A 17,650-nucleotide genomic window follows, 5' to 3' on the forward strand; every position below is an offset into this window, starting at 1 on the left:
TTTAAAACTGCCAATTAGATCTCCCATATACTGAATTCCTCAATGAGCCTGATACCCATATAATAACAGCACATTTCATGGTCAAGATTATTAATAAAAGATCTTTCTATACCATCCTCAAAAAGAATTCTTACAAGACATAGACCTCCTGGTAGATGTGAATTCTTCTCTTCAATAACCTCTCCTATGCCCCAATAAGCATAGTTTAAATGTCTTACTCTATCACCTATTTTTAAATAAGTCCGTATACGCATTTTTTAATTATACCATTTGCAACACAGAGGCAAATAGACTTAAAATACAGTAATGGAAAATATTCTTATTCGTGGTGTTAACTGGCTTGGCGATGCTGTGATGAGCCTGCCTGCAGTAAGGGCTATCAGAAAACTTCATCCAACATCAAATATTTCCATTCTTATTAAAGAAAAAATTGCCGATTTATTTAGATGGGAGAATACTATTGATGAAGTGATTATTTATAGTGAAGGATTTACAGGAAAAATAAAAACAATTAAAGAATTAAAAAATAAAAAATTTAAAAGAGCTTATCTGCTTCAGAATGCTTTGGATGCTGCTTTAATAACAACTGTTGCAGGAATTCCTGAAAGAGTTGGATGGAATAGAGACTGTAGAAGAATTTTTCTGACTCATCCTGTGCCATATCATGGTGAAGATAGAAAAATTCATCATATTGACTATTTTTTTGAAATTCCAAAAAGATTTAATCCTTCCCTGTTACCTGACTATCCATGGATAAATCCTTCTTTAAAGGAACGATTATCTGCAAGAAAAGAACTAAAAAACCTTAAAAGACCTATCCTTGCACTCTCTCCCGGAGCAAAGTATGGAGATACAAAAAAATGGGAAGCTGAAAAATTTATTGAAGTATCTAAAAAATTTATTGGGGAATATGGTTCAGTTGTACTTTTTGGGAGCCAAGGAGAAGATTTAGAAATCAAAGATTCCGGTATTTATAATTTTATTGGCAAAACTTCTTTAAGAGAATTAATTTGTCTTCTTGCAGAATGCGATATCTTATTATGTAATGATTCAGGCATCATGCATCTTGGTTATGCTTTAGGAGTACCCTTAGTTGCAATTTTTGGGTCAACTTCTCCAGAACTTACAGGACCTCCAAAATTTGCAGGCAAGGTAATAAGGGCTCAGGTAGAATGTAGTCCATGTTTTAAAAATAGATGTCCTGATATAAAATGCATGAAATCAATTGAGGTTGAAGATGTATGGAGTGCTTTAAATGAAATTATTCCTTCAAAAAAAGCTGTTTTTTTTGATAGAGACGGTACTCTCTGTAAAGATGCGAACTATTTAAGTAAATGGGAAGATTTTGAAGTTTTTCCCTTTATTGAAACATTGAAAGAGTTAAAAAATCTTGGATTTCTCCTCATTGGAATTTCTAATCAGTCTGGGATTGCAAGAGGAATTATAAGGGAAGATTTTGTAAAGGAAGTCAATCAATTTTTTATTGATAAATACGGATTTGATGACTTCTTTTATTGCCCCCATCATCCTGATGAAAGATGTTTCTGCAGAAAACCAAACCCTGGAATGCCTTTGATAGCTCGCTACAAATATGGTATTGATTTTAGGAATTCTTATGTGGTTGGAGACAAAGATATAGACATGCAATTAGCCCAAATGATTGGTGCAAAAGGTATTTTAATTAGCAAAGATGCTAAAAATTTAAAAGAAGTTGTGGAAATTATAAAAAGGGATATAAATGCTTAAGGGCAATGAGAAAATTCTTATTGTCAAACCGAGTTCTCTTGGTGATATTGTTCTATCACTTCCTTTTTTGAATGTATTAAAAGAGAATTTTCCTTATATTCAAATTCACTGGATTGTTGCTAAAGAATTTGAGAAGCTTTTGAACAAACATCCGATGATAGAGAAAGTTTTTGTAATTGATAAAAACAAATGGAAATCAATTAAACATTTTCCCGAGACTATAAAAGAATTTTGTAATATAGGTAAAGAATTAAAAAATGAGAAATATGACTTAGTTGTTGACCTTCAAGGACTATTAAGAAGTGGAATTATTACATGGCTAAGCAAAGCACCTATTAAAGTCGGATTTAAAGAGGCAAGAGAATTTAGCTCATTTTTTTACAATAAAAAATTTTCTGTTCCAATTGATAAACATGCAATTTTAAGATATCTTGAGATAGCTAAGGAACTGGGATGTAAAATTAATTCAATAAAATTTCCTCTACCAGACCCAGAGGAACCCTCATGGCTCAGAGATTTTAAAGATTTTGTTGTAATAATTCCGTCGGCAAGATGGCAGTCAAAAAACTGGACTATACCATACTTTGTTGAACTTATAAAAATGTTGCCCTACAATTTCTTAGTTGTAGGTTCAAAGTCTGACAAAGCTGATGCCCTTAAAATTGAAGAGTACGCAAAAGGCAAAGCTATTTCAGTAGCGGGAAAAACAACTCTCATAGAATTAATTGAAGTTTTTAAAAAATCTCTTTTTGTTATAACTCCTGATACAGGAACAATGCATCTTGCTGTAGCGTGTGGTAAAAAAGTTGTTGCTATATTTGGACCTACTGATCCTGCAAGAACAGGTCCGTTCGGCAATGGACACCTTGTAATAAAATCAAATTTATCCTGTAGTCCCTGTTTTAGAAAATTCTGTCATGAGCAGAAATGCATGAGAGATATTTCTCCTGAAATGGTATATGATAAGATAAAAAATTTTAAAATTATTTAGGAGGGCAATAAAATGAAATATCAAACTGGAAAAACTGGTAGAATATTTGTAGCAAAATTTGAAGATGGAGAAGATCCTTTGATTGAGCTTACAGAGCTTGCGAAAAAAGAAAATATTCATTCTGCAGTTTTCTGGCTAATAGGCGGACTTAAAGAAGGAAAATTCGTTGTTGGACCAGAAGATGACAGTCTTCCACCTCGTCCAATATGGCGAGAAATAAAGGGAAACAATGAAATATTAGGAACTGGAACAATTTTCTGGCATAATGATGAACCAAAGGTGCATCTACACGGTGTTTATGGTAGAGAAGATTCTGTTAAAATGGGATGTTTAAGGGAAAACCCAGAAGTATTTCTTGTTCTTGAATCAATAATAATGGAAATTACTGATGTTAAAGTAACTCGAGAAATTGATGATAAATCAAAGATGATATTAATGAAAGTTTAATGATAAGAGTCAAGATTTGTGGTATTACAAATATTGATGATGCTTTATGGGCTACTGAATGCGGGGCTGATGCATTAGGTTTTATTTTTTATAAAAAAAGTCAGAGATATATAGACCCTCAAAAGGCAAAAGAAATAATCAAAGCTCTCCCACCATTTGTGAATTTAGTTGGAGTATTTGTAAACGAAACAGTAGAAAATATTAAAGAAATAATGGCAATCACTGGTATTGATACAGTGCAGTTACATGGAGATGAAACATCAGAATTTTGTTTGAATTTCAGGAAAGTTATAAAAGCTTTCAGGGTTGACAACAGAGGATATCTTCCAAATGGTAAATCTTTAAAAGATATTTTACCCAAGTATAAAGTTTCAGCTTTTTTACTTGACAGTTTCAGTGAAAATGAATATGGTGGAACAGGAAAAACATTTAACTGGGATGTGGCTTTAAAAGCAAAAGAATACGGCACGATTATTCTTTCAGGTGGATTAAATGTATTCAACATAGATGAAGCTATAAAAAAAGTATTTCCATATGCTGTTGATGTCAGTAGCGGAGTTGAACTTTATAAAGGGAAAAAAGACCCTGAACTTGTAAAAAAATTTATTGAAAAGGCAAAATTAAAAAAAATTAAAGGAGAACACGATGATTAAATGGTTACCTTACAACAAAGAATCTTTCCAAAAAGCAGAACTTGAAAACAAACCAATTTTTTTACATATTTTTGCAAAGTGGAGTAGTTACTGCAAAAAAATAAAAGAAGATTTTTTTGATGATCCTGAAATAGGTGAAATTATTAATGAAAATTTTATTCCAATTTTGGTTAACCGAGATGAAAGACCAGATATAGATTCAATTTATCAGAAGGCTTCCTATATTATTGGACAAGGAAGTGGTTGGCCATTAAATCTTTTTTTGAATACAGAGGGAAAACCTTTTGCCGGAATTACTTATAAAATGAATGAGGGAAAGGATTATTTTAAGACAATGATAGATAAAGCTATTGAACTTTATAAAACTAACTATGAAAAAGTTTTATCTCGATCTCAAGTAATCATTGATGCAATAAAACCAGTTGAAGTCGTCCCTTCAGAGATTAGGGAAGAGTTACTGCAAAATCCTGAAGAGGACATCGTAAAAGAAATAGATTTTGAATATGGAGGTTTTAAAAAAACACCAAAGTTTCCTCCTTTTGCTCATATTGACCTTCTTTTATGGAAATACTGGATAAGACCAAAACCTTGGGTTTTGAATGCAATAGAAAAAACGCTAAAAGGAATGATATATGGAGGACTTTACGATAATATTGAAGGCGGATTTCACAGATATTGTATAGATAACGCATGGATGATTCCTCATTTTGAAAAACTTGCTGTAGATAATGCATGGCATATTATCAATTTTCTTGATGCCTATATTATATTGAAGGATCCATTCTATAGAGAGATAGCAATTGAAACCATTGATTATATAAGAAAAAATCTCTTTTCAGAAGAAGGTTTCTTTTGTCCGAGTCAATTTGCCGATAGTTTTTACTATACATGGGAAGAGAATGAACTTCAAGAAATTTCTCCTATGACCATAGCTCTTGTAGACGGAAAATCAATGGTAGATGGAAGATTTATTCTGATTGGTAGAGACAGAGAATTAATTAAGCAATTAAGAGATAAATTTTTATTAAAAAGAAAGCAAAAATCATACCCTGAAATAGATAAAACCCTTTATTCTTATGTAAATGGCATATGTGCAGAAGCATTTATTAAAGCATGGAGAGTAATAAAAGATAAAGACTTATTAAATAAAGCTATTATGGCTATTGATAAAACTCTTTCATATTTATTTGCTGGTGAAAATTTCTATAGAACTAAAGAAAATAGCCCTGCTTTGATAGATGATTATGCTTACATAATTTCAGCATTGATTTCTGCTTATGAAGTTTCAGGAGAACAAAAATATATTGATAAAGCAGTTAATTTAATGGATTTAGCTTTGGAAAATCTCTGGGATGGAGAAAACGGTGGTTTTTATGAGTCTCCAGAGGCAATTCTTTCAATAAAACAGAAAAATATTCATGATACTCCCTATCCTTCCTCAAATTCAATAATGATAATCAATTTATTAAAGCTTTATGCGATAACAGGAAGTGAAAGATTTATAAATCTTTCATCTGTCGCATTAAAAGCCTTCTCCAATCTGTCTTCAGCCTACCTTTCTCCTTACTATGTAAAGGCTTTACTCAGTTATTTTGATTTACTTACTTTAAATTTATATACATCAATAGATTCTTCAATCGGCAAAGCAGCAATTCACCAAATAACACCATTTACAGTTATTGCCCATAGAACAATAGAAGGTGAATACATAATCCCTTCTGTCGGAACCAAAATGTTTGATCCAATAAAAACTCCTGAGGACTTGTCAAAATTTCTGAGATTATGATATTTTAAATAAAAAAATTTTTATGGGAGGTTTTTATGGATATAAAAATTCTTGGTCCTGGCTGTGCTAATTGTTACAAGGTTGAAGAAACAGTTAAAAAAGTCGTGTCTCAACTTGGAATTCAGGCTGAGATAAGCCATATAAAAGATATGAAAGAGATCTTCAAATACACGCAGGTTACTCCTGGAATTCTTATTAATGGAAAGCTTAAACATTCAGGCTTTCCTCTTCCATCAGAAGACAAAATAAGAAACATTTTAATTGAAGAACTTAGTTCAAAATAATTTTATCTATAAATAAAAAATTTTAATTTGCAATTGGTTGGAAAATCAGATAAAATGGGTCAATGTTTGATTTTCTTACATATACATTCCCTATTTCTGGAGTTACAACAAATATCCTTATACCTCCACTTGTAGCTTTTATTGTTTCTTTTTTTACATCAATGGGTGGTGTATCGGGTGCTTTTTTACTTTTACCATTTCAGGTGAGCGCCCTTAACTATACATCTCCAGGAGTAAGTGGAACAAACTTTATCTTTAATGTAGTTGCTATTCCTTCAGGTGTTTATAGATATCATAAGGAAAAACGAATCCCTTGGCCACTTGCATGGGTTATTATGATCGGAACAGTCCCAGGCATAATCATTGGCTATTATATAAGAATAAAAATTCTTCCAGATCCAAAATCTTTCAAATTTTTTGTTGGACTTGTATTACTTTATATTGGAGTAAGGCTTTTCTTTGATGTTTTGAAAAAGAAAAAAGCAACTGCACAGAAAAAGTTTGACCAGAAACTTACAAAAGAAGCTACTGTTAAAACAATATCTTTTTCATTGAAAAAAACTGTGTATGAATTCTGGGGTGAGAGATTTTCATTTAGCACAATTTGGGTATTCCTTCTTGCTTTTGTGATAGGAGTTATAGGTGGTGCTTATGGTATAGGCGGTGGCGCAATTATGTCGCCATTTTTAGTAACATTTTTTAAACTTCCTGTTCACAGCATAGCAGGAGCATGTCTTATGGGGACAGCTACAGCTTCTGTTTTCGGGGTTCTTTATTACGCAATACTGCCTTCGCCTGAGGGAATGCAGACAAGTCCTGATTGGTTACTTGGCTTACTTTTTGGATTGGGTGGTGCCTTTGGAATATATTTAGGTGCAAGAGTACAAAAACATGTTCCACAAAAATATATAAAGCTTATTTTAAGTATTTTAATAGTTTATGTTGCCTTAAGATATATAATTCAATTCTTTTATTAAATTGCTCTTGCCAGTGTTATGGCATGAACTTCTTTTATTCCTGCTTTTTTTAATGTTTTTGCACATTCCATTAAAGTTGCTCCAGTTGTTACAACATCATCCACAAGCCCTACTTTTATTCCTTTCATCAAGCCTGTTACCTTATAAGCATTTTTTACATTACTGTGTCTATCTCTTGCTTCCAGTGAAGCCTGATCCTTTGTCTCTTTAACTTTAATAAGCAACGTAAGTGATAAAGGAATTTTCCATGCATCTGCACACTGTTTTGCAAGAATCGCTGATTGATTAAACTCTCTTTTACGAAGCTTATTTATATGTAGTGGAACAGGAATTAAGAGGTCAATTTTTGGTGGTGTAATTGAAGCAAGTAATTTACCAAGTTCTCTGCCAACTCTTTTGATTCCACCGTATTTAAAACAGTGTATAGCTTCTTTAAGTAATCCTTCATATGCTCCAAATGAATTTAATGAAACTATATAGTTCCAGAAATCATTATAAAACTTTCCTCTAACAATCCTGTGTGAGCTGAAAGCTTCTATTTTATTCCAGCAGAACTCACAAAAAGGGGAATATTTAAAATGTGAATCTCCATTACAAACAGGACATTTTTCATGAAAAACTAAATCATAAAGGAGACTCCTTAATGATAATTTCATCTCTCTTTTGACCTGTTGATATTATTTGTATTTTAACTTTTAAGGAATCTTCAATAAATTTAAGATATTTTTTTGCATTATCTGGAAGTTTTTCATAATTCTTTATTCCTGCAGTGCTTTCCTTCCAGCCCTGAAATTCTTCATATACAGGCATGCAGTCTTCAAGAATCTGAATTTCCTTAGGAAAATCCTCTAAGATTGAGTTTCCATATTTATATCCAACACAAACTTTTAATTTTTCTATGCCATCAAGAATGTCAAGTTTTGTTATTGCAAGCCCTGTAAAACCATTAACTCTAACAGCATGTCTAAGCCCAACAAGATCAAGCCATCCACATCTACGAGGTCTTCCTGTAGTCGCCCCGTATTCTCCGCCTCTTTTTCTAATTTCTTCGCCGAGGGAGTCTTTTATCTCTGTAGGAAAAGGTCCTTCTCCAACTCTTGTAGTATAAGCTTTTACAATACCTATTATATTATCAATTTTTCTTGGACTTACACCTGCTCCTGTGCAGGCACCACCAGCTATAGTATTTGAAGAAGTAACATAAGGATATGTTCCATGATCAATATCAAGAAGCGTACCCTGAGCACCCTCAAAAAGAACTTTTTTACCACTGTCTATAGCCTTATTTATTAAAATATCAGCATCAGCAATATATTTTTTAAGTTTCTCAGCATAATTTAAATACTGAGTAAGTATCTCAGTCTCATCTAATGTTTCTGCATTATATAAATTTTTGAGTAAAAAATTGATTATTTCAAGATTTGCTCTAATTTTATTTTTGAGAACATCAGGATAAAGCAGATCAATCATTCTAACTCCGTTTCTCGCAATTTTATCTGTGTAACACGGACCTATACCCTTTTTAGTTGTCCCTATTTTTTTCTTTTTTTCAGACTGCTCTTCTATGGCAATATGATAAGGCATTATAAGATGGCAGTGTTTTGCAATATAAAGATTGTTGTCTATTTCTACACCCTTTTGTGTAAGTGTCTCAATTTCCTTTAATAAACCCGAAGGGTCTAAGACTACTCCATTACCTATAATGCATTTTTTATTCTTATGCAAAATTCCTGAAGGGATAAGGTGAAGTATATACTTTTCCTCTCCTACTACAACAGTGTGACCTGCGTTACAACCTCCTTGAAATCTCACTACATAATCACATTTTTCTGTTAAAAAATCAACTATTTTACCTTTTCCTTCATCTCCCCATTGCGCTCCTATAATAACAACTGTGGACATAATTAGCCTCTCCTTTTAACTGATTTAATGAACAGAAATATAAACTGGTCTTACTTCCAGAACATTAGGAAGTTGTTTAATTTTTTCAATAATATCATCTGTAAGTGTAGCATCAACGCTTATAACAGAAAAAGCTATACCACCTGCTTCCTTTCTCCCAAAATGCATATGTCCAATATTGATATTATTCTGTCCAAGAAGTGTTCCTATATTGCCAATGACACCTGGGCGATCATGATTTCTTAAGAAAATCATATTCCCCTCAGGTATAATTTCCATAGAAATATCATTAATCTGAACTATTCGTGGATCTTTTCTGCTTAGAAGTGTCCCAGCTATAACCGCCCTATCATCCTTAGATATCAATGTTATTCTAACAAGGCTCTGGTAATCCCCAGCTTCTTTACCTTTTATCTCTCTAACTTCTATACCTCTTTCTTTTGCAATGAATGAAGCATTAACATAGTTGACAGGTTCCCCAAGTATTGGATCTAAAATCCCCTTTAATGCTGCAGCAGTTAAGGCTTGAGTATTAAGATTTGAAATTTCACCAAGATATTCAATTTGAACTTGCTTTATGCTCTTAGTGAATATCTGCGATACAAAGCTTCCCATTCTTTCAAGAAGTACAAGATAAGGGCGAATAAGCGGTACCTGATCAAAAGGAATTGATGGGAAGTTTACAGCGTTTCTAATAGTTCCATTGATTAAATAGTCTACAACTTGTTCTGCGATGGCAACAGCAACATTTTCCTGAGCTTCTAATGTAGAAGCACCAAGATGAGGCGTACATATTACCCTCTCGTCTGTAATAAGTGCATAGCCTTCTTCAGGTGGTTCTTTTTCAAAAACATCAAGGGCTGCACCGGCTACTTTTCCTGACTGAATTGCGTCATAAAGGTCTTTTTCATTAACTATTCCGCCACGTGCACAGTTAATTATATAAACTCCTTTTTTCATCTTTTCAATTGTATTTTTGTTTATCAAATATTTTGTTTCAGAAGTTAATGGAGTATGAATTGTTATAAAATCAGCTTCAGCAAATATCTTGTCAAGGTCTGTTTTTGTTATTCCAAGCTCTTCTGCTCTTTCATCACTTAGAAAAGGGTCATAAGCTAAAACATTCATTCCCATGCACTGAGTTCTTTTTGCAACTTCAGAACCTATTCTTCCGAGTCCGATGATTCCTATGGTTTTATTATAAAGTTCAACTCCCATAAATTTTTTCTTTTCCCATTTGCCTGATTTCATAGATGCTGTAGCCTGAGGAATTCTTCGTGCAAGAGAAAAGAGCATCGCAATAGCATGTTCAGCAGTTGTAATAGTATTTCCACCTGGAGTGTTCATTACAACAATTCCTTTTTTAGTGGCAGCAATTTTATCTACATTATCAACACCTGTCCCAGCTCTACCAATGACTTTAAGTTTATCTGCAGCATCTATGATTTCAGCTGTTACTTTTGTTGCACTCCTAATAATTAAAGCATCATATTCACCTATGATGGATTTTAGCTCTTCTGGTTTAAGTCCTGTTTTGACATCAACTTCAAAGCCTGCTTTTTTTAAAATTTCCACTCCTTTAGAAGAAATGCTGTCGCTAACAAGAACTTTCACTTTTTATCCTCCTTAGAGAAAATTTCTTCTGCCTTTGCAACTCCTTTACCAAAAGTAACAGGATATCCGAGTTCGTTTAATGTCATTTCAAGAGCTGAAATACCCACAATTACATCAAATTTATCAGCATATCCAAGATGAGCAAAACGAAAAACTTTACCTTTAAGTTTATCCTGTCCTCCAGCTGCTGTAATACCATGTTTTTCCCTTAAAGTTTTATATATAACCTGTCCATCAATTCCTTGTGGTGCTTCTATAGCAGTAACAGCATTGCTTGGAACTCCTTTTGGAAATAGTTTTAATCCAATTTCTTTTACAGCTTCTCTTGTTGCATGAGCCAAAATAGAATGTCTACGGAATATGTTTTCAAGTCCTTCTTTCTGCATAAGTTTTAATGCTTCATTAAGACCAATAATTAGAGATACAGCTGATGTAAAGTTTGTTTGATTTTTAGCAAGATTTTCTCTTTCTTTTTTTAGATTGAAATAAAATCTTGGAGTTTTTGATTTCTCATTTCTTTTCCATGCCTTGTCACTTACACTTATAAAAGCAAGCCCCGGAGGTAACATAAATCCTTTCTGTGAACCACTTACCATTACATCAATTGCCCACTCATCAGTTTTTATATCATGGGCAACGAGAGCAGATATAGAGTCTACTATAAAGAGTGTGTCCTCATAATTTTTGACTATTTTTCCAACAGATTCAATATCATGATAAACTCCTGTGGAAGTTTCGCTTGCCTGAATCAAAACACCCTTAATATCAGAATGTTTTTTTAATTCCTCTTCAACCTTATTAACATCAACAGAGTATCCCCATTCTACAGGTATTTCTATAACTTCTAATCCATAAGCCTGAGCAATCTTAACCCATCTTTCGCCAAATTTACCACCATTTATTACAAGAACCTTTTCGCCAGGAGAAAAAAAGTTATTTACAGCAGCAACCATTGCACCTGTACCGGTGGAACAGAGAATTAAAACATCATTTTTTGTTTGATAAATCCACTGTAGCCCTCTTTTAGCTGAATCAAGAATAGGTAAAAAATCAGGGCTACGATGGTGAATAACTGGCATTGCCATACTGAGAAGAACTTCTGGTGGAACTGGTGTGGGTCCGGGTGCAAGTAAATATCTTTTCAAAATCATTTTCGCCTCCTTTTATGTAAATAGTTTGGTAATAAAATATATTACCATAAGTCAGGCTTTTTAAAATACTGAAAAAACTTCATGTAATTCGCTACGAGAAAAATATAATATTTTTAAAAATATTATGCTTGAAAATAGATTTCAAAAAAGCTTAAAATTTACAACATGAAAATCTTAAACACCAAAAATTCCATAAGGAATTTGACATCTGGAGAGTATATTATTGGAGTAGAAAATACAGGTTCGCATGCATGTTATATGATCTATGGAGTCTTAAAATCTGAAGACAAACCAAGACTTATTAAACCAGGGAAAGGACATGAAGAAATAGTTCTGATACTAAGTGGTAGAGTAAAATTTAATGATAAAATTCTTGAAGCAGGAGATTCATTTCATATTGTAGAAGAAGAATCCTGCTTTATTGAAAATATTGGCGACTCAGAAGTTATATACATTATTTCAGGTGGTCATTCAGAAAAGGGACATCACTTTTCCAGCACATAAAAGAAATATTTTTTAATAAACAGAACTTTTTCAGACAGGGAAAATTATTTAGCTTCTTTTTAAATTACTTTTATTATTGCTTCATCAATGCTTTTAATTTTCTTTGGATAAGGAGTTTCATCAGGATAACCTATGCCAATGCAGGCAACAACTCTAAGATTCTCTGGAATATCAATTAGACTTCTCACATAGTTTTCTCTATCTCTATTTTCTGGATTATAAATCGCACCCCAACAGGCTCCTAATCCTAATGAATGAGCTTCAAGTAAAAATGCCATTAATGCACATCCCATATCCTCAAGCCAATGATTACTCTTTTTATCGTCTGCAATCGCTACAACTACATAAGGAGCAGCTTCAAGAAACTTTGTAAATGGTTGAGCTTTTGCAAGTTCTTTAATTTTTTCTCTATCTTTAATAAGCATAAAATACCACGGTTGTGAATTTTTTGCTGAAGGAGCATAAAGTGCTGCTTCAATGCATTTTTTAATTAAATCCTCTGGAGGAATTTCTTTTTTATATTTTCTGATGCTTCTACGAGTTTTTATTATTTCAAAAATATCTTGCATAAAAAATTATATCATTTCTTCACATATTTTATGAATATTTAAAAACTTATGTTATAATTTCATAAAAACTTTCAAGGAGGAGCAAAATGTTTAAAGGTTCAATGGTAGCAATTGTGACTCCCTTTAAAAAAGGAAAAATTGATGAGAAAGCCTTTGAAAAACTCATAGAATGGCATATTAAAGAAGGAACTCATGGAATTGTTCCTTGTGGTACAACAGGTGAGGCTTCTACTCTTGACTATGAAGAACATTATAAGGTTATTGAAATTACTGTAAAAGTTGTTAACAAACGAATTCCTGTTATTGCAGGCACAGGTTCAAACTCAACTGATGAAGCAATAATGATTACAAAAAAAGCAGAAAAACTTGGTGCAGATGCTGCTTTACTTGTAACACCTTACTATAATAAGCCAACTCAGGAAGGGCTCTATCGTCATTACAAAGAAATCGCTGATAAAACAGGAATTCCACTTATTCTTTACAATGTTCCTGGAAGAACTTCAGTCAATATACTGCCTCAAACAGTAGCACGACTTGCTGAACATCCAAGAATTGTCGGAATAAAAGAAGCTACAGGAGATATGAAACAGGTAAGTGAACTTATAAGACTATGTGGTGATAAAATTACAGTTCTTAGCGGAGATGATTTTACAAATCTCACACTTCTTGCACTTGGTGGCAAAGGTGCTATTTCTGTTACAGCAAATATCTGCCCTAAGGACATGGCAGAACTCTTTAATGCATGGGAAAAAGGAGACATTGAACATGCAAGAAAGCTTCATTACAAACTTGAACCATTAAATAAAGCTATGTTCATTGAGACAAATCCTATTCCAGTTAAAACAGCTCTCGCAATGATGGGTAAAATAAAAGAAGAATTTAGACTTCCTCTCTGTGAAATGTCTCAGACAAATAAAGAAAAACTTGCAGAGGTTCTGCGTAGCGCTGGTTTAATTAAATAATTTTTAAACAAAGTTGAATAACTATAATTTTGATGATTGAAGAACTGAGAATCAAAAATTTTGCAATAATTGATAGTCTTGTAGTTCCGTTAAGTAAAGGTTTTAATGTCATTACTGGTGAAACAGGAGCAGGAAAGTCAATTATTGTAGATGCCATTGGTATTTTACTAAAGGAAAAAGTTCCTGCAGTTGATTTTATTAAACATGGTAAAAATGAGGCAAATATTGAAGTTATTATTTATGATACAAATGAAAAAGAATCGGTATTTGAAGATGAAGCCTTAATTTTAAAAAAGATTCTCAGCATTCAGGGCAAAACAAAAACATACATAAATGATTCTGCTTTTACAGTTAATGAATTTGTAAAAATTGCTTCCAGACTGATAAACATTCATGGACAACATGAGCATACTCATCTTTTAAAAAAAGAAAATCACATACTATTCTTTGATACTATTGCTAAGTTAAAACAAGAAGTGGAAAGATTTAATCAACTTTACATGGATGTTCAATCACTCAAACAGGAATTGGAAAAAATAAGTAAAGAGATTGCATTAAAAAAGCAAAGAATAGAACTTTTGCAGTTTCAGGTTGCAGAAATAAAAAATGCAAAGTTAAAAGAAGGAGAGGAAGAAGAACTTATAGAACAAAGACAGATTCTTAAAAATGTTCTAAAACTTAAAGAACTCGCAGAATCAAGCTTTAGCCTTCTTTACGAAGATAGAAATTCAGTGCATACTAATCTATCAAAAATTTTAAATCTTCTTAAGGAGTTATCAAAATTTGATTCAAAAGCAGAGGAAGTAAAAAGTTTGATTGAATCAGCTCTGACACAAAGCGAAGAAGCAGTCTATATGTTAAGAAAACTTAAAGAAACTTATGAGCCAGACCCTGCAACATTAGAGAACATTGAAGAAAGACTTACACTGATCAACAAACTCAAAATAAAATATGGTTCAACGATTAAAGAAATCATAGAATATGCGAAAGAAGCTGAAAAGGAGTTAAATATTATCTCAGTTTCTGAAGAAGACTTAAAAACAAAGGAAAATAAATTAGAAAAACTTTTAGATGAAATGATTTCACAAGCAAATAAACTTTCTGCTAAAAGAAAATCTGTCAAAAATAAAATTGAAGAAGAAATCATTAATGAGCTTAAATTTCTCGGCTTTTTACATCCATTATTTGAAATAAAAATTAGTGAAAAAGAACTATCTCTAAATGGAAAAGATGATGTAGAATTTTATTTTTCTTCAAATCCTGGCGAACCCCCAAAACCTTTAATTAAAATTGCCTCTGGAGGTGAACTTTCAAGGCTTATGCTTGCCCTTAAATGCGTTGAACTTAAACTGGCAAAAAATTCTCTAAAATCAATGACCCTTATATTTGATGAAATTGATGCAGGAATTGGTGGAACAGTTGCAGAAAATATTGGTAGAAGACTTAAAGAACTTTCAAATCATCATCAAGTAATTTGTGTAACTCATCTTCCTCAGATAGCTGCTCAAGCTCAGCACCATTTAAAAGTAGAAAAAGTTATTCTTGATAATAAAACATTGGTAAAGATAGATGTGCTTACGGGCATAAAAAGAAAAGAAGAAATTGCCAGAATGTTAAGTGGACGTATTACAGAAAGCTCAATTTTTCATGCAGAGGAACTCCTTGAGAGTAAATAAAATTTTTTCTATAAAATTTATATGTAGGAGATTAAATGGAGTTTTTTAATGACATACTAAATAACTTGAAGGGTGATTATGTAGATATATTTTTTGAAGAAAAAACTACAAATCAGCTTCAGATGGAAGAAAATAAAATTCAGAAATGCTCTGCTATTATTGATAAAGGTTTGGGAGTTAGATTAATTATAGGTGAAAAAATATTTTATGCATATACAAATGATATTACAAAAAATGGGATTGCTGAATTAATATCATCCTTGAAAAATTACAAACATGCAGGAAGTTGTATCAATTTAAAAAAATTTTCTTCTCCAAATCAATTTTTCATAAAAAGGAATCCGCAGGATGTCAACATTTTAGAAAAAATTAAATTTGTTAAAAAAGCAAATGATACATCATGGATACAGAACAAAAAAATAACACAGGTAAAAGTTTTCTACTCTGACATGATACAAAAAATAAAAGTTGCAAACTCTGAAGGATATTTTGCTGAAGAAGAGAGGATTTATACACTATTCCTGGTACATGCCATTGCATCAGAAAATGAAACTATTCAGACAGGTTATGAAGCAGTTGGAGGATTAAAAGGAATAGAACTTTTTGAAGAAATATCACCTGAAGAAATTGCAATTAAAGCTACTAAACGAGCTATTATGATGTTAAAAGCAAAGAGAATTAAAGGTGGACGCATGCCTGTTGTAATATCTTCAGAGGCTGGAGGAACAATGATACATGAAGCAGTCGGGCATGGTCTGGAAGCAGACCTTGTTCAAGAGGGAATTTCTGTATATAGCGGAAAACTTGGTGATAAGGTTGCCTCGGAATTTATAACAGTTATAGATGATCCTACTCTTCCTAATATGAGAGGCTCATATATTTTTGATGATGAAGGAACTCCATCTCAAAGAACTATTTTAGTTGAAAATGGAGTTCTGGTTAACTATCTTTATGATAAATATACATCAATGAAAGAAGGGAAAGCCTCTACAGGAAATGGTAGAAGACAATCATATGAACATTATCCAATTCCAAGAATGAGTAATACATTTATTGCACCAGGGAATCATTCTCCTGAGGAAATAGTCCGTTCAGTTGATAAAGGACTTTTTGTTAAAAAAATGGGCGGGGGTCAGGTAAATACCGTAACAGGAGAATTTGTTTTTGAAGTTCAGGAAGGATATTTAATTGAAAAAGGGTTAATTGGAGAACCTATAAGGGGAGCATTATTAATTGGCACAGGACAAGAAATTTTAAAGAATATTGATATGGTAGGAAGCGACTTAGGATTTTCAATCGGGACATGTGGAAAAAATGCTCAAGGAGTTCCTGTCACTGATGGCATGCCAACAATAAGAATTCCTGAGATTGTTGTTGGAGGACAAGCATAACAAATGTTTTCTTTTTTCTATAAATGTAGTATCTTTGCCACAGCAAAAATATCATAAATCTATAAAATATAACATATAAATGTTGGCATCTTTTTTGTTTACAATTCCTTGATGCCATTTCAGAAAACTATAAAATCAGAAATTTCATTAACAGGGATAGGAATACACACAGGGAAGAAAATTAATCTCAATCTCATTCCAGCTCAAAGAGATACAGGGATAGTATTCTACAGGAAAGACAGAAACTTTCCAATTAAAGCAAAGCTTCCATTTGTTGTTGATACATCTTTTGCAACTACATTGGGAGTTGATGGAATAAAAATAAGAACTGTGGAGCATTTACTTGCTACCCTTCATGTCTTTGGAATAACAAATGTTTTTATAGAAATTGATAGTTCAGAAATTCCTGTAATGGATGGAAGTGCAATTGATTTTACAAAAGCAATTCTGAAAGCAGGCATTGCAAAACAAGGTAAAACTGTATCTTTATTTAAAATTACAAAACCTGTATATTATGAAGAGTCGCATTCAAAAATATTTGCGAAACCTTATAGAGGTTTTAAAATAACTTATAAAATCTTCTATGAACATCCATTGATTATGGAACAGTCACTGAGTATAGAAATTAATGAACAAAATTTCCTCAATGATATAGCACCTGCAAGAACATTCGGATTTTTAAAAGATATTAATTATTTACTTAAAAATGGTTTTGCAAAAGGTGGCTCTCTTGATAATGCTCTTGTGCTTGATGAAAAAGGAGTTGTTGGAGGAAACCTGAGATTTAAAGACGAGTTTGTAAGACATAAAATTCTTGATGCAATTGGCGATTTATCTTTAATTGGGTATCCTATTCAAGGACACTTCATAATTGAAAAAGGTGGACATACATCACATATTAACTTTTTAAGAAAACTTATTGAAACTGGTTGCTATGAGTTAGCAGAAGAGCCTTATTTTAATTTTCAACTTTCAGCACAAGCTGTATAATTCTTTA

At 32.4% G+C, this 17,650-nt stretch carries 19 protein-coding genes (1 of these 19 only partly in view); 12 read left to right on the forward strand and 7 right to left on the reverse strand.

Annotated elements, in window-relative coordinates:
• Together FLY87_RS05955 and FLY87_RS05960 are read right to left on the reverse strand one after the other, a co-directional pair.
• A protein-coding gene (locus FLY87_RS05955) for an ABC transporter ATP-binding protein (protein WP_012544920.1) crosses the window boundary here: on the reverse strand, positions 1 to 14 show its beginning. Its footprint begins 919 nt before the window's first position; the window shows 14 of its 933 coding nt (coding positions 1–14); the start codon lies at positions 12 to 14; the stop codon falls past the left edge of the window.
• Positions 15 to 254, reverse strand: coding sequence for a hypothetical protein (locus FLY87_RS05960; RefSeq protein ID WP_012546403.1), 240 nt, complete (start codon positions 252 to 254; stop codon positions 15 to 17).
• Positions 255 to 306: 52 nt separating this feature from the next.
• Here FLY87_RS05960 and waaF point away from each other — a divergent pair, with 52 nt between their 5' ends.
• The 7 genes from waaF to FLY87_RS05995 all read left to right on the forward strand — a co-directional run bounded on the left by waaF (position 307) and on the right by FLY87_RS05995 (position 6,884).
• Complete coding sequence (waaF, locus tag FLY87_RS05965) at positions 307 to 1,746, forward strand: lipopolysaccharide heptosyltransferase II (RefSeq protein ID WP_012544960.1); 1,440 nt, start codon at positions 307 to 309, stop codon at positions 1,744 to 1,746.
• Positions 1,739 to 2,737, forward strand: coding sequence for a lipopolysaccharide heptosyltransferase I (waaC, locus tag FLY87_RS05970; RefSeq protein WP_012546021.1), 999 nt, complete (start codon positions 1,739 to 1,741; stop codon positions 2,735 to 2,737). Before waaF ends, waaC begins: the two co-directional genes overlap by 8 nt.
• A gap of 12 nt (positions 2,738 to 2,749) precedes the next feature.
• A complete protein-coding gene (locus tag FLY87_RS05975; RefSeq protein WP_012545112.1) occupies positions 2,750 to 3,184 on the forward strand; it encodes a PPC domain-containing DNA-binding protein in 435 nt (144 codons plus the stop codon).
• Positions 3,184 to 3,837: a phosphoribosylanthranilate isomerase gene (locus tag FLY87_RS05980; RefSeq protein WP_012545776.1), complete on the forward strand. Its 654-nt coding sequence runs from the start codon at positions 3,184 to 3,186 to the stop codon at positions 3,835 to 3,837. Before FLY87_RS05975 ends, FLY87_RS05980 begins: the two co-directional genes overlap by 1 nt.
• Positions 3,830 to 5,623 (forward strand): thioredoxin domain-containing protein, encoded by a 1,794-nt coding sequence (locus tag FLY87_RS05985; protein ID WP_028842570.1) that lies wholly within the window; start codon positions 3,830 to 3,832, stop codon positions 5,621 to 5,623. The genes FLY87_RS05980 and FLY87_RS05985 overlap by 8 nt, the downstream gene beginning before the upstream one ends.
• A gap of 35 nt (positions 5,624 to 5,658) precedes the next feature.
• Complete coding sequence (locus FLY87_RS05990; protein WP_012545531.1) at positions 5,659 to 5,907, forward strand: thioredoxin family protein; 249 nt, start codon at positions 5,659 to 5,661, stop codon at positions 5,905 to 5,907.
• A 62-nt stretch (positions 5,908 to 5,969) separates the two neighbouring features.
• Entirely contained in the window at positions 5,970 to 6,884 is a 915-nt protein-coding gene (locus FLY87_RS05995; protein WP_012546038.1) for a sulfite exporter TauE/SafE family protein, read from the forward strand.
• Here FLY87_RS05995 and FLY87_RS06000 read toward each other — a convergent pair.
• From FLY87_RS06000 to FLY87_RS06015, 4 genes are read right to left on the reverse strand one after another with little or no spacing between them, the layout of a single operon-like run.
• Positions 6,881 to 7,540, reverse strand: coding sequence for a ComF family protein (locus FLY87_RS06000; protein WP_051345856.1), 660 nt, complete (start codon positions 7,538 to 7,540; stop codon positions 6,881 to 6,883). The genes FLY87_RS05995 and FLY87_RS06000 overlap by 4 nt on opposite strands.
• The gene (locus FLY87_RS06005; protein WP_028842569.1) at positions 7,509 to 8,786 is read right to left on the reverse strand and encodes an adenylosuccinate synthase; all 1,278 of its coding nucleotides are present in this window, start codon (positions 8,784 to 8,786) and stop codon (positions 7,509 to 7,511) included. The genes FLY87_RS06000 and FLY87_RS06005 overlap by 32 nt, the downstream gene beginning before the upstream one ends.
• Positions 8,787 to 8,810: 24 nt before the next feature.
• A complete protein-coding gene (gene serA / locus FLY87_RS06010) occupies positions 8,811 to 10,400 on the reverse strand; it encodes a phosphoglycerate dehydrogenase (protein WP_012546680.1) in 1,590 nt (529 codons plus the stop codon).
• Positions 10,397 to 11,551, reverse strand: a complete 1,155-nt coding sequence (locus FLY87_RS06015) for an alanine--glyoxylate aminotransferase family protein (protein ID WP_028842568.1) — start codon at positions 11,549 to 11,551, stop codon at positions 10,397 to 10,399. The genes serA and FLY87_RS06015 overlap by 4 nt, the downstream gene beginning before the upstream one ends.
• A gap of 201 nt (positions 11,552 to 11,752) precedes the next feature.
• On the opposite strand from FLY87_RS06015, the gene FLY87_RS06020 reads away from it, so the two are divergent.
• Positions 11,753 to 12,055 (forward strand): hypothetical protein, encoded by a 303-nt coding sequence (locus FLY87_RS06020; RefSeq protein WP_028842567.1) that lies wholly within the window; start codon positions 11,753 to 11,755, stop codon positions 12,053 to 12,055.
• 59 nt (positions 12,056 to 12,114) lie between these two features.
• Here FLY87_RS06020 and FLY87_RS06025 read toward each other — a convergent pair whose 3' ends face one another.
• The gene (locus tag FLY87_RS06025) at positions 12,115 to 12,624 is read right to left on the reverse strand and encodes a nitroreductase family protein (protein ID WP_012545794.1); all 510 of its coding nucleotides are present in this window, start codon (positions 12,622 to 12,624) and stop codon (positions 12,115 to 12,117) included.
• A gap of 86 nt (positions 12,625 to 12,710) precedes the next feature.
• Here FLY87_RS06025 and dapA point away from each other — a divergent pair, with 86 nt between their 5' ends.
• From dapA to lpxC, 4 genes are all read left to right on the forward strand, one after another.
• The gene (gene dapA, locus FLY87_RS06030; protein WP_012545135.1) at positions 12,711 to 13,586 is read left to right on the forward strand and encodes a 4-hydroxy-tetrahydrodipicolinate synthase; all 876 of its coding nucleotides are present in this window, start codon (positions 12,711 to 12,713) and stop codon (positions 13,584 to 13,586) included.
• 32 nt (positions 13,587 to 13,618) lie between these two features.
• Positions 13,619 to 15,262 carry a DNA repair protein RecN gene (gene recN / locus FLY87_RS06035; RefSeq protein WP_012546310.1) on the forward strand — a complete coding sequence of 548 codons (1,644 nt, stop codon included), beginning with the start codon at positions 13,619 to 13,621 and terminating at the stop codon, positions 15,260 to 15,262.
• Between the two features lie 35 nt (positions 15,263 to 15,297).
• Positions 15,298 to 16,653, forward strand: a complete 1,356-nt coding sequence (locus FLY87_RS06040) for a TldD/PmbA family protein (protein WP_012545210.1) — start codon at positions 15,298 to 15,300, stop codon at positions 16,651 to 16,653.
• Between the two features lie 111 nt (positions 16,654 to 16,764).
• The gene (lpxC, locus tag FLY87_RS06045; protein ID WP_012546610.1) at positions 16,765 to 17,643 is read left to right on the forward strand and encodes a UDP-3-O-acyl-N-acetylglucosamine deacetylase; all 879 of its coding nucleotides are present in this window, start codon (positions 16,765 to 16,767) and stop codon (positions 17,641 to 17,643) included.
• Positions 17,644 to 17,650: the final 7 nt, after the last annotated feature.

It is taken from the genome of Thermodesulfovibrio sp. Kuro-1 (assembly GCF_006538445.1).
In the GTDB taxonomy this organism is placed as follows: Bacteria; Nitrospirota; Thermodesulfovibrionia; order Thermodesulfovibrionales; family Thermodesulfovibrionaceae; genus Thermodesulfovibrio; species Thermodesulfovibrio yellowstonii.